This is a genomic window from Dickeya aquatica, from assembly GCF_900095885.1.
GTDB lineage: Bacteria > Pseudomonadota > Gammaproteobacteria > Enterobacterales > Enterobacteriaceae > Dickeya > Dickeya aquatica.
Genome location: NZ_LT615367.1, coordinates 3,949,224 through 3,963,999, shown reverse-complemented (window position 1 = coordinate 3,963,999; position 14,776 = coordinate 3,949,224). Strand labels below are relative to the sequence as shown.

Below are 14,776 nucleotides of genomic sequence, written 5' to 3'. Positions count from 1 at the left end.
GAAAAACATCAGCGGGGTGAGGGATGGGGGTTACTCATCCAGCCCGCGTGGATTGACCTCGGAGCGTGTGACTTTTTCGTCATTCTCACCCCAGCGATCGAGCACCTGTGCGTATTGCCCACCGGCAATGAGGCCGTTGAGGGCCGTGCTGATTGGCTGCGCCAGCCCATTGCCCTTGCGGGTGGTAACCGCGACTGGCGCGATGTTTGGGCCGATGCCGACCATGCGCGTTTGCCCGGTCAGCGCGGCCTTGTATGCCCCAATGGAGTGCGGGCCGAAAAACGCATCTACCCGGCCGGACTGAATACTCAGATTGGCGGCGGCATCATCGGTAACATAGATGGGTTGTACGGCAGGCAGCCCCTGGGCGCGATTCTGGCTATCCCAGCGCAGCAGGATGTTTTCCTGATTGGTGCCCGAGCCAACTATCACCTTTAGCCCCGCCACGTCTGCCGGCCCGCGAATGGCCTGAATCCGGCTGCTGGCTTTGACATAAAAACCCAGCGTATCGACGCGGTACGTCGCAAAGTCGAATTTCTCCTTGCGCGCTTTGGTAACGGCGATATTGATGATGGCGGCGTCATAGCGACCAGAGGCAATACCCAGCGGCCAGTCTTCCCAGGCCGTTGGCACCAGCCTGAGCTTGAGTCCCAGCGCGTCGGCAAGCAGCCGGGCGATGTCTGGGTCGCTGCCAATGCGGGTTTTGTTGTCATCGGCCAGCAAAGCCAGCGGCGGCGAGCTGAGATTGCTGATTGCTACCGTCAGTGTGCCCGGTTCGGCAAAAGCGAAGCCGGCCGGAAGCCCGGCAATCGCCTGTACATTTTTGGGCGCATGTATCGGCAACTGGTTGGCTTGCAGGTCGATACGGCCGGAGGTGGGCTCAGCCCGCCCACCAGCGCACACCAGCAGCCCGGTAAGCAGCACCGGCATCACGTAGCGCGTGCTCACGGTGCGGAACCCTCAGTGGGCTGACGCACGGTGGCATGGCGGTTTTGCGGATAATCCAGCGCCAGGCTCTCGCGTAGTGTGTGGCCGGGATATTCATGGCGGAACAGGCCGCGCTGTTGCAGCAGCGGCACGACGTTATCGACAAACCGGGTGAAGTTATCTGGCGTGGCGCTCTGGATGATGAAGCCATCGGCGGCACGCTGTTCGAACCACCATTGCAATCCGTCTGCCACGTCTTGCGGCGTGCCGCTAAACAGCGGGCGCGGCGTGGCCGCCTCCAGCGCCACCTGGCGCAGCGTCAGGCCGCGTTCGCGCGCATTACGCTTGATTTCATCGGTGGTGCTGCGAAAACTGTTCTGCCCCAGTGTGCCGATATCTGGAAACGGTTCATCCAGCGGGTGCTGTGAAAAGTCGTAATGTTCGAAATAACGGCCAAGATAATTGAGCGCTTCCTCAACCGTGACCAGCGCGGCAGTGTCCTGATACTGGCGCTCGACGTCCTCTGCGCTGTCGCCCACCAGCACGCTGACGCCCTGAAAAATGTGCAACTGGTCTTCGTGTCGCCCTTGTTCCACCAACTGTTGTTTAACGTCGCGGTAAAATTCCTGCGCTTCTGCCAGCGTGTGCTGGTGGGTGAAAATGGCATCCGCGTGGCTGGCCGCCAGTTTTTTTCCATCATCCGATGCGCCAGCCTGAAAGATAATCGGGCGACCCTGCGGCGTGCGGCCAATGTTCAGCGGCCCGGCAACCGAGAAGAATTCGCCCTGATGATTGAGCGTATGCAGTTTCTGCGGGTCGAAGAAGCGGCCGCTGGCTTTGTCGCGGATAAACGCATCGTCTTCCCAGGAGTCCCATAACCCTTTCACCACCTGTAAAAATTCGTCGGCGATGCGATAGCGCAGGGGGTGTTCCGGGTGCCGGGCGCGCGAGAAGTTTTTCGCCGAACCTTCCAGTGGCGAGGTCACCACGTTCCAGCCGGCCCGGCCGTGGCTCAGATGGTCGAGGCTGGCGAACTGCCGGGCAGCGGTAAACGGTTCACTGTAGGAGGTGGATAACGTGCCGACCAGACCAATGTGCCGGGTGGTCGCGGCCAGTGCCGACAGCAGCGTCAGCGGTTCGAAGCGGTTGAGAAAGTGGGGAATGGATTTTTCGTTGATATACAGGCCGTCTGCCACAAATGCGAAGTCAAATTTCCCTTGTTCAGCTTTTCTCACCGTATCGAGCACGAAGCCGAAATTGATGCTGGCGTCTGGCACCACGTTGGGGTGCCGCCAGGCCGACATATTACCGGCCGCGCCCTGCAATATTACCCCCAGCCTCAACTGACGCGGGGCTGTACTTGTTTTTTGCCTGTGAAGCGTTTGTTCACTCATCAACCGTATGCTCCCTGTAACGAAATCTGGTGAAAAGCAACCCGTCTGCGGCATGGATAACGCGCAGGAGAAGACTTATGTTCGGATGGTTAACCGATGGTTAAGAAAACTGGAAAATACTATTGACGAGAGGATACGGGATGTAAAACAACAAAATTGAATATGGCAAAGCACAAAAACGGTTCAGTGTCGGTTGTGATTTGTTTATTCAAAAAAATGAAATTGGACGGTGTCAGGGAATACGGTCTGACGCGCGATTTTATGATGAAAGATAAATCCATGAAAATAGGTAGTTCACTTCGCTGATTATTGTCACTCTCATTTTCCTGATAGTGAAAATTTTCACTAATCAAATCCTGTTTTGTTATTTATAAATTTTTACTGTCTATGAAAATATGCGGAAAATTTAATCGGGATCACAGAAGGAAAATATATGGGTTACCGTCTTGGTTTATTGGATCAAAGCCCGATAGCAGAAGGAATGACGGCGGCTGATGCACTGGCTCAGACTGTCGAATTGGCCTGTCTCGCTGAGGCATCGGGATATTTCCGTTTCTGGGTTTCTGAACACCATAATACCGATTTACTGGCGGGATCATCACCCGAGGTATTAATTGCCTGGTTACTGTCGCACACTCGCCATATCCGTATTGGTTCCGGCGGGGTTATGCTACAGCACTACAGCCCCTATAAGGTGGCGGAGAATTTTCATGTGCTGTCGTCGCTGGCTCCAGGGCGTGTTGATGTGGGGATTGGCAAGGCACCCGGCGGTTTTCCGCTGGCGACCCAGGCATTACAACAGGAAATCGCTCCGGCCCATCAGGTGCCGTTTGCGGATAAGCTGCGGCAACTGGATGCATTGCTGGAGCCTGCCTCGGCACAGCAGGCTGAGCTGCGTGCGACACCGTTGCCGCCACAGGCACCAGAGCGTTTTTTGCTGGGAGCCAGTGCAGAAAGTGCACGCCTGGCGGCGTCACTGGGGTGGCATTTCGTCTTTGCCGGGTTTATCCAGCCCAGTGAAAGCCTGCTGACAGAGACGCTGCTCACCTGGCGCGAGTATCAGCCTGAGCAGGCGCAGGCACTGTTGTCACTGTCGGTTATCGTCGCTGAGAGCCATGATGAGGCGAAAGCACTGGCCGGCGAGCGCTATAATTACAAGGTATATATTGAAGACCGTGCGCCGCTCAATGTGTTAACACAGGAGCAGGCGGATGTGCTGGTGCAACAGTCTGGCAGCACACGGTTTCGTATCGAAAAGCAGGCACAGAACATTTTGTATGGCACAACGCAAGAGGTGCACCGCCAGCTACAGCATTATCATCAGCGCTTTGGGATTAACGAATTCATCATTCACACCCCGGTTCATGACCCCGCCGCCCGGTTGGCCTCTATCCGGGGGCTGGCGGCCGGACTCAGGGAGCCTGATGCACGGTAGACGATGTCATCTCGCGTCTGGCGTTGTTTTGCTTAATGGTCAGCAACATTTCCAGCAGGCTTGGATAATCAAGCAGGCTGGAACAATCAAAGAGGTGCCCCCTGTCGCGGCTAGGTAACAAATGGCATTGTAATTCCCGCTCGTAGTGGCGCGGGTATTGTGCTTTTTCAATCGCCGGTAATGACCGGTAATTTTTTAGCACGTCAGTAAAAAAGCGTATCTGCCATTGTGGCTGGTGATAGTTCAGGCAAGCCTGCCTGACAATGTGCTGACGCCAGGCTTGATCTTGCGCATAGGCCTCACTCCAGGCGGCCCGTCGTTCATTGAGAGTAAATACGCCGCCTTCATCGTAAACAATCAGCGATAACTGGTGATACGTCAGCCCGCTAAATGGATTTGTGCTGCTGCCATTGACAAAGGCGGTAGCCTGCCGGGCACGCGTCAATCGCTCAGGAAGATGGCCTGCGGCGTGCGCGGGGATCTCATTTTGATAATCAGGGTGATTTTCTATGCCGGTGAGTTGATCGAGCAATTCGCGGGCTTTGTGATGTAATTCTTGTCTGCTCAGCGTGGCTTCACGGGCTCGGGCACGTACGGCCGCATCATGTAATTGCCTCTCGAGTAGGGAAGATAAAAATATATTGCTATCTGACATAGGCGTTCTCTCCGGGAATGAGCCAGCAACCTGCTTCTTAAAAGCCTGCGCGAAAAAGAATGAATAGTGGTTGTGGTGTTGTCAGGTAATAACGCTATGTGAAATTGACTGTTTTATTTTTGGTTTTTTCAGACAGTCATCGATATTTTATTTATTGTCGGCTTAATCTGCCAGAATGAGGGGTTGTGCTCAATCAGATTTTATAACCCTCACTCTTTATTTTTCCATAAGGAATATCAGCCACACTTTATGACTTTCTTGCTCTCTCCAGTCAATGATTAATATTCATGAATGTGCGCGCTGTTGCTGTCTTTTTGTCACATGAATAATTAGATATATGACAAGATTATATCCACAATAAATATTCACATGTGGTACGGATTCCGTTGACCAAAATAGACGGCATTGCGGCGTAGTAACCAAAGGGGCGTGCTGTTTTCGGCGGCTTTTGCTTTCTTGCAGGGCGATACCTGCAACACAGGCACTGACGAGTTTATAAACAAACAAAACCGATCGGGTGAAAAAGGGCTTGCCATCTGGGTTCAATACGTCCATAATCAGCGCCATTCCAAACGCCTTCAAGTGTTAAAGCCTTTATAATCAATCATTTATGATAGATTAAGAATTAGATGCTTCAGGGCGCTTTGAATACCTTTCCTCAGCGGGAATAGCTCAGTTGGTAGAGCACGACCTTGCCAAGGTCGGGGTCGCGAGTTCGAGTCTCGTTTCCCGCTCCAAATTCTTCTCTGTTTGTCATCACTTTTCTTTCCGTCTCAATTATTCAGCCCGATAGCAGTTTACGTTATCATCTGAATTATTTTTACGGCGATAAGTTCTATGACCTCTATTTTGTTGCTTGACTCTCGTGCGGATGAACTGCAAGCCATATTGAATCGCACACCATTAGCGCTGCCGCTGGTTATCGGTAATGGCGACGTGCGTCAGGCCGCGCAGTGTGACATTTGGGTTGGCGAGCCGGATAAGGCCGCGGGCCTGCTGGCGCAAGGGGTGAAACCACGCTGGCTGCAATCGACATGGGCTGGGTACAAACCGCTGCTGGCGACGACGTTGCCGCGTGACTACCGCCTCAGCCGTGCGGTGGGCGTGTTTGGTCAGGCGATAGCCGAATATGTGCTGGCCTATTTGCTGCACCATGAGTTGCACCTGTCTGCGCGTTGGCGCAGTCAGCAGGACGGCGAATGGAACAAGACCCTGCCGGGCTCATTGGCTGGCCGTCAGGTGTTGATTGTCGGGGCAGGAGAGATAGGCCGGGAGGTTGCCGGGTTTCTTCGGCCCTTTGGTGTGGTGTTACATGGTATTGCTCACACGCCGCGTGAGATAGCGCCGTTCGAGCGTGTTGACGGGCTTGGTGCGTTGACGGCAGCGGTGGCAGACGCGGATTACGTGATTAATATCCTGCCGGATACTCCGGCGACGACAGATATTTATCATGCTGAGGTCTTCGCGGCGATGAAACGCTCGGCGTTGTTTATCAATGTGGGGCGTGGCAGTGCGGTGGTGGACGCCGATTTGTGTCTGGCATTACAGCGAGGGGATATTGCAGCCGCGGTGCTGGATGTCTTTCGTCAGGAGCCGTTGGCGGCCTGTCATCCATTCTGGCACACACCGAACCTGACCCTGACCGCGCATGTGGCAGGCCCGCTGGTTCCGGCACGCCTTGTCAGGCTGTTGCTTGATAATGTGCCGCGTTATCTGGCCGGGCAAGCTTTGGAAGGCGAGGTGGACTTTTCTTCACCTTATTAAGCTCTACGGCCATTCGCTGACGGGAAGGCGATAAAATTATTTTTCCCCTCTTGTCAGCGCCCCCGGTTTGGTTCATAATGCTGCCCTCTTCGCGATGAAGTCTTTTAAATTACAGAAAAATCAAGCAGTTATCTGTAAATCGTTGAAGTAAATCAAAGTTGCCTTACGTCAGGCGTTGGCATTTTTCGTAAAAGCGCCAATACTTAGACGCCGTACATGCGGGAATAGCTCAGTTGGTAGAGCACGACCTTGCCAAGGTCGGGGTCGCGAGTTCGAGTCTCGTTTCCCGCTCCAGTTTTTTTCTCTCTCTCCCTGTTGTCTTTTTCATCAGCTTGTTGCTGACGTTTACATTTTCCTGAACAGACTTATCCACAGCTCTGGAACAGGATGTGAGTGCGATGCGTCCCGATCGCCTTAAGAGGCTTTAGTTTCAATGCATTGAAATAGAAAGATAATTTTATGATAAAAAACGCTATCAAAATCACTTGTACTTTTTGTGATGCTTGATTGACAACGTTTTTTTAAAATTATCCACAGCAAAATAGTGCGGTATCACCAGATCATCGCTGATGGGAAAAGTCTCAGGCATCACGGGGTAAACCCTTTTCAACGGCACGAACGAGTCGTTTCTTCTGCGGCAATTGCACGTCAATGGCGTGTTGTGCGCGGCGGGCCTGTTGCTGTGCTATCGCCCAGTGAATATGTTCATCAAGCAGGGCGTTTTCACCCAGCCGGGCTTGCAGCGCCAGCACAATCTGTGCGTCATACGGGGCGTTACCCAGTGCGACGGCAATATTGCGCAGCCAACGCAGATGGCCGATACGGCGAATCGCCGAGCCTTCGGTAATGCGTAAGAAATGCGCCTCATCCCAACCGAATAGCGTCAATAGTTCCGGGGCATGTAACGCCGCACGCGGGCTGAAGTCGGGCTCATCGGTCAGTTGTGAAAAGCGGTTCCAGGGGCAAATCAGCTGGCAATCATCACAGCCATAAATGCGATTACCCATCAAGGGCCTCAACGCTTCGGGAATAGCCCCTTCAAGCTCAATCGTCAGGTAGGAAATGCAGCGTCGCGCATCAATGGTATAGGGCTCGACAATCGCGCCCGTCGGGCAAGTGGTGATGCAGGCAACGCATTTCCCGCACTGTTCTTCTACCGGTTGGTCAACCGGCAAGGGAATATCCACGAGCAATTCGCCCAAAAAAAACCAGGAGCCCGCTTCGCGGTTTAATATCAGTGAGTGCTTGCCAACCCAGCCAAGCCCTGCTTTGGCGGCCAATGGCCGCTCCATGATGGGGGCTGAGTCAACAAACGGGCGGAATTGCAGTTCACCACAGTATTCCGCAATCTGTTCGCCCAGTTTTTTCAGCCGCTGACGCAGCAACTTGTGATAATCCCGTCCCAGCGCATAGCGGCTGACATAGCCCAGTTGCGGGTTTTTCAGTGTGCTGGCAAAGGCGGCTTTCGCGGGCAGGTAATTCATGCGTACGCTGATAACCCGCAAGGTGCCCGGTAGCAGTTCGTGCGGGCGGGCGCGCATCATGCCGTGGCGAGCCATCCATTCCATTTCACCGTGATATTGTTTATCGAGCCAGGCTTGCAGGCGCGGCTCTTCATGGGATAAGTCGGTATCACAAATGCCGACATGCTGGAAACCGAGCGCCAGCCCCCATTGTTTGATGTGCTGCGCGAGTGCGTCGAGATCGAAGGGATAAGTCATGGTGAATCATCAGGCAAAAATACAGCACCGGATTTTACCATACTGCTGTGCCGGCGTGTTTCACCTCTGGCGACAACCGGCATCCCTTGCTAACGTGAGTGATATCGTTGTTCATACCGCAGAGAAACTATGTGTCAGAACACGCCTATGTCTCAGAACACACACTTGCCCCACAATGCCTCTTTAGCTGAAAGCGACGGCGGCCTCTCACGCACCCGCGCGTTTTCCGCCAGACTGCCGGAGCCGGTTTTTTCATCCGAGTGGGTGCGCCGGGAAGAAAGCCGGGCGGCACAGGAAAGTGGCACGTCATTGGATGGGCTGATGCAACGCGCCGGGGAAGCGGCGTTTCACCTGGTATGCGAGCAGTATCCGGCGGCTCGTCATTGGCTGATTTTATGCGGTCACGGCAATAACGGCGGTGACGGGTATGTGGTTGCGCGGCTGGCCAACGCCGCAGGCATTGTGGTGACGGTGGTTTCCTGCCCCGGCGAACGCCCGCTGCCACCCCAGGCACAAGGCGCATATCAGGCGTGGCGGGCAGCAGGCGGTGAGGAACTGACGGCGGGTGCCAGATGGCCGCAAACAGTGGATGTGATTATTGATGCGCTGCTCGGCACCGGGCTAACCCGCGCGCCGCGCGCACCTTATGATGCGCTGATAGCCGAGGCGAATCGTCATCCGGCTCCGGTGGTGGCGCTGGATGTCCCCTCCGGGCTGAATGCACAGACCGGGGCTTGTCACGGTGAGGTGATCGTGGCGGCGCATACGCTGACGTTTATTGCGCTCAAACCCGGTTTGTTAACCGGTGAGGCGCGCAATGTGGTGGGACAATGCCATTATCATGCGCTGGGGCTTGAGGCGTGGCTCGCTTTGCAGCCTGCGTCCATACACCGGTTTGATGTGTTTTCACTGCCAAGGTGGCTGAAACCCCGTCGCGCGACAGCGCATAAAGGCGAGCATGGCCGGTTACTGGTTATCGGTGGCGATGAAGGCACCGGTGGCGCGATTTTCATGGCCGGAGAGGCTGCGCTACGTAGCGGCGCGGGTTTAGTGCGAGTGCTTACTCACCGTACCTATCTGGCGGCATTACTGGTGGCGCGGCCTGAATTAATGGTGCAGGAATTAACAGCCGAGACGCTGCGCGTTGGCCTCGAATGGGCTGATGTGGTGGTGATAGGCCCAGGACTTGGCCTGCGCGAGTGGGGGAAAAACGCACTGCGCAGCGTAGAAAATTGTAACAAACCAATGTTATGGGATGCGGATGCGCTCAACCTGCTGGCAATCAGTCCGCATAAACGTCAGAATCGCGTGCTAACGCCTCATCCCGGTGAGGCAGCACGTCTGCTAAACTGCCGCATTGCTGACATAGAAAGTGACCGCTTACTTGCAGCACAACAGCTGGTAAAACGCTATGGTGGTGTGGTGGTATTAAAAGGTGCCGGTACGGTATTGGCCAGCGCCGCAGGTGAAATGGCGATTGCCGATGTGGGCAACCCCGGCATGGCCAGCGGTGGGATGGGCGATGTGCTGTCTGGCATGATTGGTGCGATGCTGGCGCAAGGGCTGTCAATGTATGACGCGGCTTGTGCAGGCTGTGTGGCGCATGGTGCTGCGGCCGATGGGCTGGCGCACTTACGCGGCACGCGTGGGATGTTGGCAACCGATTTGATGGCGGTATTGCCGCAATACGTAAATCCTGAGCGGATATCCTTAGAAAAGACACAATGAAGACGCTTTTGTTACCTTTGCCCGATGAGGCAGCCACTGTCGCGCTGGGCGCGGCACTCGCCACCACTTGTGAACAGGCCACCACCCTTTATCTTTTCGGTGATCTGGGCGCAGGTAAAACCACGTTAAGCCGCGGCTTTTTGCATGCGCTTGGCCATCAGGGCAATGTAAAAAGCCCGACCTATACCTTGGTGGAGCCTTACGCGTTATTGCCCCGACCGGTGTATCACTTCGATCTCTATCGTCTGGCTGACCCGGAAGAGCTTGAGTTTATGGGCATCCGTGATTACCTGTCACAGGATGCGATTTGCCTCATTGAGTGGCCAGAACAAGGCGCGGGCATTCTGCCTCAGGCCGATGTCGAATTGCGCCTGGACTATCAGGGCGTGGGGCGTCAGGCGACCCTGATGGCTTGTACTTCGTTGGGTGAGGCCATGGTGACAGCGCTGGCAGAGCGCATGCGGTCATGATGGTGCGCCTGATAAATACCGTTCTGCTTGGGTTATTGCTGCTAACGTCGCCATTGTGGGCCAGTAACCTGACCGATATCCGGGTGAATAATGCTGCCAGTGAAGCGGTGATGACGCTCAGTTTCAGCGGCCAGCCGGTATATGACTATGCGGTAGCAAATAACCCGAGCCGTGTGACGATTGATATCAAGCAGTCTGGCGTAATGAAAGGGCTGCCGCTGGCATTCAACGGTCAGAACTTGATTGCCCGTATTCGAACGAGCCCGGCCAGCGATCCGAAAAGCCTGCGGCTGGTGCTGGATTTAACGCAGAAAGTGCAGGTTCGCGCAGCCAAAGAGAGCAATAGTGCGGTCTTTACACTCACGGCTGAACGCAAGCCACCACCGGCTAAACCGGTATCTTCGCCAGCGCAGCCCACCGCGCAGGCTGCACGTAACCCGATAGTGCCTCAGACGGCATCTGCTGCCGGGGCCTCAAACCGGGGGGGCGGGCGGATAGGTAACGGCGAGAAGATCACGGTCGCGATTGATGCCGGTCACGGCGGTCAAGACCCAGGGGCCATCGGCCCGGGGGGACTAAATGAAAAAACGGTCACTATCGCCATTGCCCGTAAACTGCGCGCTATCATGAGTGCCGACCCGGCGTTTAAACCGGTGCTCACCCGCGATGGCGATTACTTTATTTCCGTGATGGGGCGTTCTGAGGTTGCGCGTAAGCAAGGGGCGAATGTGCTGGTTTCGATTCATGCCGATGCCGCACCAAACCGCGGGGCTACCGGCGCATCGGTCTGGGTGTTGTCCAACCGGCGAGCGAACAGTGAAATGGCCGGCTGGCTGGAGCAGCACGAGAAACAGTCTGAGTTGCTGGGTGGCGCAGGCGATCTTTTGGCCAACAGCGCGGCTGACCCTTACCTCAGCCAGGCGGTGCTGGATCTCCAGTTTGGCCATTCCCAGCGCGTCGGGTATGACGTGGCGGTAAAAGTGTTGCGTGAATTACAGCGCGTGGGGAGCTTGCACAAACGCAGGCCGGAACATGCCAGTCTGGGCGTTCTGCGCTCACCGGATATTCCTTCTTTACTGGTGGAAACCGGGTTTATTTCTAATCCAAGCGAGGAGCGGCTGCTGGGCAGCAGTGAGTACCAGGAGAAAATTGCCAATGCCATTTATCAGGGATTGCGCAGTTATTTCCAGGCTCATCCGTTACAAAATGTCCCAAAGCAGGAAAACCGTCCGCTTCATACGCAGACGGTGAAAAACACAGCGGCTGAGCCACATCGCAATACGTCATCGGCCGCCGCCACAACCGGTGGCCAGCGTCATACGGTGGCTACCGGTGAAACGCTATCGGGTATTGCCGCGCGTTACGGTGTCAGTATGGCGGCGATTCGGGAGATAAATCGTCTAAAGAAAGACGGCGTGTGGGTCGGGCAGCGTTTGAAAATCCCCTCCGGAGCATTGGCCGCCAATACGCCGTCGTCTAAACCCTCATCGGCCAAAGCGTCATCCTCGAAGGCTGTCTCTACGGCATCAGTAAAAAAAGATGTCACCAGAAAAGAGGCAACGGTGAGAAAGCATAAAGTGGTACGCGGGGATACACTAAGTGCGATTGCCAGCCGTTATGGTGTGAGCATGAAAGCCATCCAGCAAGTCAACAATATGTCTACCGGTACCGTGCAGTTGGGCCAGACGCTGATAATCCCTTCTGCCTGAAACCCGAATGGATGAAATGAGGAGAGCCATGCCGATTCAGGTGCTGCCACCCCAGTTAGCGAATCAGATAGCCGCCGGTGAAGTGGTGGAAAGGCCGGCTTCTGTGGTGAAGGAGCTCGTAGAAAACAGTCTTGATGCCGGTGCCACGCGCATTGATATTGAGATTGAACGCGGTGGGGCCAAGCTCATTCGTATTCGAGATAACGGTTGTGGCATTGGCAAAGACGAACTGGCGCTGGCGCTGTCGCGTCATGCGACCAGTAAAATCGCCACGCTCGATGATCTGGAAGCCATCGTCAGTCTGGGGTTCCGGGGGGAAGCGCTGGCCAGTATCAGTTCGGTTTCCCGCTTGACCTTAACGTCACGCACCGAGGCCCAGAGCGAAGCCTGGCAGGCTTATGCCGAAGGCCGCGATATGGCTGTCACGGTAAAACCCGCGGCTCATCCGGTAGGAACAACGCTTGAAGTGCTGGACTTGTTTTATAACACTCCGGCACGCCGTAAGTTTCTGCGCACCGAAAAAACCGAATTCATGCACATTGATGAGGTGGTACGGCGTATCGCGCTGGCGCGTTTTGATGTTGCTATCACCTTGCACCATAACGGGAAAGTTATCCGGCAGTACCGTGCAGTGACGCAGGCCAGTCAGCGTGAAAAACGCCTCGGCAGCATTTGTGGCGCGGCATTTTTGCAACACGCATTGGCGATTTCCTGGCAGCATGGCGATTTGAATATTCACGGCTGGGTGGCAGACCCGGCAGGCTCTCGCCAGTTGCCTGAGATGCAATATTGCTACGTAAATCAGCGCATGATGCGCGATCGCCTCATCAATCACGCCATCCGTCAGGCTTATCAGGATCAATTGCAGGGTGAGCAGCAGCCAGCTTATGTGCTGTATCTGGAGGTCGATCCTCATCAGGTGGATGTGAATGTGCATCCCGCCAAGCATGAAGTTCGTTTTCATCAGGCCCGTCTGGTGCATGATTTCATCTATCAGGCGGTGATGACCGTGCTTCAGCAGGCACAGGCCGCATCGCCAGCACAGGACCAGGCCTGGCAGCAGGAAAACCGCGTTGCCGCAGGCGAAAATCACTTTGCCCGGCCTGCACCATCCCACGCCGAAGCGCCCTCTTTTGCCCCCTCTGGCCGTGCGCATTCGGCCACGCTGCGTGTCCGTGATAACCGTTATGACGGGGGGGGATATCAGAAAAAGCAGGGGGAGTTATATCAGCAATTGCTGCATGCCGTGCCTGCTGAACAGAGCCCGGCCCGCGAGGTACCACCGCTTGCCCCGCCAGCGCAGCAGGCCGCGGCGGGGCAGCCTGATGCGTCGAGTGTGCTGCATGATGACGACTCACCGCTGGAAAGCCATGCTTTAGGGCTTGGGCGGGTATTGATGGTCTGCCCCCCCTGTTATGCGCTGGTGGAGTATCATCAGCGTGTGGCGCTGCTATCCCTGTCTGTGGCTCAGCGTTATTTATGGCAAGCGCAACTGACCCCAACTGAACAAGACGGATTGCGGCCACAGCCGTTGCTTATTCCCCAGCGCCTGACACTGACGGCCGACGAGCGGGCGATGTTACAGCACCATCAGTCCTTGCTGGCGCATATGGGGATTGAGGTAGAGGCTGCTGCGGCACACGTCACATTGCGGGCAGTACCTTTACCATTGAGACACCAAAATTTACAAAACTTGATCTCTGAGCTGTTAGGCTATCTCACTGATTCTCATGATGTGAGCCCCACTGCGGTTGCTGTGTGGCTGGCCGGGCAGTTAGGCGGTGAACGTGATAACTGGACGCTGGCGCAGGCCGTACAACTGCTGGCAGATGTGGAGCGGTTGTGCCCGGCGTGTGTCAAAGCGCCGCCGTCAGAATTGTTACATGTGATGGATATTGAGGCCGCCATCAGGGCGTTAAAACATGAGTGAACTTGAAACAGCACATCAGCATCCGTGCACATCATCGTATCCACCGGCCATTTTTATCATGGGGCCGACCGCATCAGGCAAAACCGCGCTGGCAATGGCGCTGTGTGAACACTTGCCGGTCGAGATTATCAGCGTGGATTCAGCGCTGATTTATCGGGGGATGGATATTGGCACCGCGAAGCCAGGCCCGGATGAACTGGCCCGTGCCCCGCATCGGTTGATAGATATTCTCGACCCGGTGCAGGCCTATTCTGCCGCGGATTTCCGGCGCGATGCCCTGGCGGCGATGGCGGAAATCACAGCTGCCGGGCGTATTCCGCTGCTGGTGGGTGGCACCATGTTGTATTTTAAGGCGTTGCTGGAAGGGTTATCGCCATTACCTGCTGCTGATGCGCAAGTCCGTCAGGAGATAGAAAACCGGGCGCGTATCGAAGGCTGGGAGGCGCTACACCAGCAATTGAGTGTTATCGATCCTGTTGCTGCGGCTCGGATTCATCCAAATGATCCACAGAGACTGTCGCGAGCACTGGAAGTTTTTTTCGTTTCAGGTAACACTTTAACAGAGTTGACAAAGACATCCGGTGAAGCGTTACCCTACTGTGTTCATCAGTTTGCTATTGCACCTGCAAGCCGTGAACTGTTGCACGAGCGCATAGCGCTGCGCTTTCAGTTGATGTTGGACGCTGGTTTTGAAACCGAAGCCCGGGCATTGTTCGCCCGCTCTGATCTGCATCCTGCGTTACCTTCTGTCCGTTGTGTCGGATATCGCCAGATGTGGTCATATCTTTGCGGTGAGATCGATTACGATGAGATGGTGTATCGTGGCATTTGCGCAACCCGGCAGCTGGCGAAACGCCAAATGACCTGGTTACGTGGCTGGGAACAGGTTTGCTGGCTTGATAGCGATCGTCCCGACGAGGCGTTACACAAGGTGATACAGGTTGTTGGTGCATAGAACAGGCGATTGTGTACAATCGTTCGGGTCTACAATTGACTGATTCTCGGCACAAAATTTTTATAACGTTATTTTAGGGCCGCAAGGT

General features: G+C 55.2%; 12 protein-coding genes and 2 tRNA genes. 9 read left to right on the top strand and 5 right to left on the bottom strand.

Annotated features, from left to right (window positions below):
- Positions 1 to 30: 30 nt before the first annotated feature.
- Together DAQ1742_RS17935 and DAQ1742_RS17930 are read right to left on the bottom strand one after the other, a co-directional pair.
- Positions 31 to 930: an ABC transporter substrate-binding protein gene (locus tag DAQ1742_RS17935; protein WP_051124248.1), complete on the bottom strand. Its 900-nt coding sequence runs from the start codon at positions 928 to 930 to the stop codon at positions 31 to 33.
- 14 nt (positions 931 to 944) lie between these two features.
- A complete protein-coding gene (locus DAQ1742_RS17930; protein WP_035344417.1) occupies positions 945 to 2,321 on the bottom strand; it encodes an LLM class flavin-dependent oxidoreductase in 1,377 nt (458 codons plus the stop codon).
- Between the two features lie 433 nt (positions 2,322 to 2,754).
- Here DAQ1742_RS17930 and DAQ1742_RS17925 point away from each other — a divergent pair, with 433 nt between their 5' ends.
- Positions 2,755 to 3,756 carry an LLM class flavin-dependent oxidoreductase gene (locus tag DAQ1742_RS17925; protein WP_035344415.1) on the top strand — a complete coding sequence of 334 codons (1,002 nt, stop codon included), beginning with the start codon at positions 2,755 to 2,757 and terminating at the stop codon, positions 3,754 to 3,756.
- Here DAQ1742_RS17925 and DAQ1742_RS17920 read toward each other — a convergent pair.
- Positions 3,734 to 4,411 carry a hypothetical protein gene (locus tag DAQ1742_RS17920; protein WP_035344413.1) on the bottom strand — a complete coding sequence of 226 codons (678 nt, stop codon included), beginning with the start codon at positions 4,409 to 4,411 and terminating at the stop codon, positions 3,734 to 3,736. The two genes, DAQ1742_RS17925 and DAQ1742_RS17920, sit on opposite strands and share 23 nt — an antisense overlap.
- A 285-nt stretch (positions 4,412 to 4,696) precedes the next feature.
- The gene (locus tag DAQ1742_RS17915) at positions 4,697 to 4,978 is read right to left on the bottom strand and encodes a hypothetical protein (protein ID WP_067487309.1); all 282 of its coding nucleotides are present in this window, start codon (positions 4,976 to 4,978) and stop codon (positions 4,697 to 4,699) included.
- Positions 4,979 to 5,072: 94 nt separating this feature from the next.
- On the opposite strand from DAQ1742_RS17915, the gene DAQ1742_RS17910 reads away from it, so the two are divergent.
- The 3 genes from DAQ1742_RS17910 (at position 5,073) to DAQ1742_RS17900 (ending at position 6,469) form a co-directional block, all read left to right on the top strand.
- Positions 5,073 to 5,148 (top strand) — tRNA-Gly (locus DAQ1742_RS17910).
- Between the two features lie 100 nt (positions 5,149 to 5,248).
- On the top strand, positions 5,249 to 6,175 hold the full coding sequence (locus tag DAQ1742_RS17905) for a D-2-hydroxyacid dehydrogenase (protein ID WP_035344411.1): 927 nt from the start codon (positions 5,249 to 5,251) through the stop codon (positions 6,173 to 6,175).
- Positions 6,176 to 6,393: 218 nt separating this feature from the next.
- Positions 6,394 to 6,469, top strand: a tRNA-Gly gene (locus tag DAQ1742_RS17900).
- Positions 6,470 to 6,756: 287 nt separating this feature from the next.
- Here the strand turns inward: DAQ1742_RS17900 and queG are convergent.
- Entirely contained in the window at positions 6,757 to 7,896 is a 1,140-nt protein-coding gene (queG, locus tag DAQ1742_RS17895) for a tRNA epoxyqueuosine(34) reductase QueG (RefSeq protein ID WP_035344409.1), read from the bottom strand.
- A gap of 147 nt (positions 7,897 to 8,043) precedes the next feature.
- Here queG and nnr point away from each other — a divergent pair, with 147 nt between their 5' ends.
- Genes nnr through miaA form a run of 5 tightly spaced genes read left to right on the top strand, consistent with a single transcriptional unit; the run spans position 8,044 to position 14,688 of the window.
- Positions 8,044 to 9,624 (top strand): bifunctional ADP-dependent NAD(P)H-hydrate dehydratase/NAD(P)H-hydrate epimerase, encoded by a 1,581-nt coding sequence (gene nnr / locus DAQ1742_RS17890; RefSeq protein WP_083961097.1) that lies wholly within the window; start codon positions 8,044 to 8,046, stop codon positions 9,622 to 9,624.
- Positions 9,621 to 10,094 carry a tRNA (adenosine(37)-N6)-threonylcarbamoyltransferase complex ATPase subunit type 1 TsaE gene (tsaE, locus tag DAQ1742_RS17885; RefSeq protein ID WP_035344407.1) on the top strand — a complete coding sequence of 158 codons (474 nt, stop codon included), beginning with the start codon at positions 9,621 to 9,623 and terminating at the stop codon, positions 10,092 to 10,094. The genes nnr and tsaE overlap by 4 nt, the downstream gene beginning before the upstream one ends.
- Positions 10,091 to 11,803, top strand: coding sequence for an N-acetylmuramoyl-L-alanine amidase AmiB (gene amiB, locus DAQ1742_RS17880; RefSeq protein ID WP_035344405.1), 1,713 nt, complete (start codon positions 10,091 to 10,093; stop codon positions 11,801 to 11,803). The genes tsaE and amiB overlap by 4 nt, the downstream gene beginning before the upstream one ends.
- A gap of 28 nt (positions 11,804 to 11,831) precedes the next feature.
- The gene (mutL, locus tag DAQ1742_RS17875) at positions 11,832 to 13,733 is read left to right on the top strand and encodes a DNA mismatch repair endonuclease MutL (RefSeq protein ID WP_035344403.1); all 1,902 of its coding nucleotides are present in this window, start codon (positions 11,832 to 11,834) and stop codon (positions 13,731 to 13,733) included.
- Positions 13,726 to 14,688, top strand: coding sequence for a tRNA (adenosine(37)-N6)-dimethylallyltransferase MiaA (gene miaA / locus DAQ1742_RS17870; protein WP_035344401.1), 963 nt, complete (start codon positions 13,726 to 13,728; stop codon positions 14,686 to 14,688). The genes mutL and miaA overlap by 8 nt, the downstream gene beginning before the upstream one ends.
- Positions 14,689 to 14,776 lie beyond the last annotated feature (88 nt).

Coding starts and splice junctions, on each gene's coding strand:
- mutL (WP_035344403.1), top strand. CDS start 11,832: ATGCCGATTCAGGTGCTGCCACCCCAGTTAGCGAATCAGATAGCCGCC.
- DAQ1742_RS17935 (WP_051124248.1), bottom strand. CDS start 930: ATGCCGGTGCTGCTTACCGGGCTGCTGGTGTGCGCTGGTGGGCGGGCT.
- DAQ1742_RS17905 (WP_035344411.1), top strand. CDS start 5,249: ATGACCTCTATTTTGTTGCTTGACTCTCGTGCGGATGAACTGCAAGCC.
- nnr (WP_083961097.1), top strand. CDS start 8,044: ATGTCTCAGAACACACACTTGCCCCACAATGCCTCTTTAGCTGAAAGC.
- DAQ1742_RS17925 (WP_035344415.1), top strand. CDS start 2,755: ATGGGTTACCGTCTTGGTTTATTGGATCAAAGCCCGATAGCAGAAGGA.
- amiB (WP_035344405.1), top strand. CDS start 10,091: ATGATGGTGCGCCTGATAAATACCGTTCTGCTTGGGTTATTGCTGCTA.
- tsaE (WP_035344407.1), top strand. CDS start 9,621: ATGAAGACGCTTTTGTTACCTTTGCCCGATGAGGCAGCCACTGTCGCG.
- DAQ1742_RS17930 (WP_035344417.1), bottom strand. CDS start 2,321: ATGAGTGAACAAACGCTTCACAGGCAAAAAACAAGTACAGCCCCGCGT.
- miaA (WP_035344401.1), top strand. CDS start 13,726: ATGAGTGAACTTGAAACAGCACATCAGCATCCGTGCACATCATCGTAT.
- queG (WP_035344409.1), bottom strand. CDS start 7,896: ATGACTTATCCCTTCGATCTCGACGCACTCGCGCAGCACATCAAACAA.
- DAQ1742_RS17915 (WP_067487309.1), bottom strand. CDS start 4,978: ATGGCGCTGATTATGGACGTATTGAACCCAGATGGCAAGCCCTTTTTC.
- DAQ1742_RS17920 (WP_035344413.1), bottom strand. CDS start 4,411: ATGTCAGATAGCAATATATTTTTATCTTCCCTACTCGAGAGGCAATTA.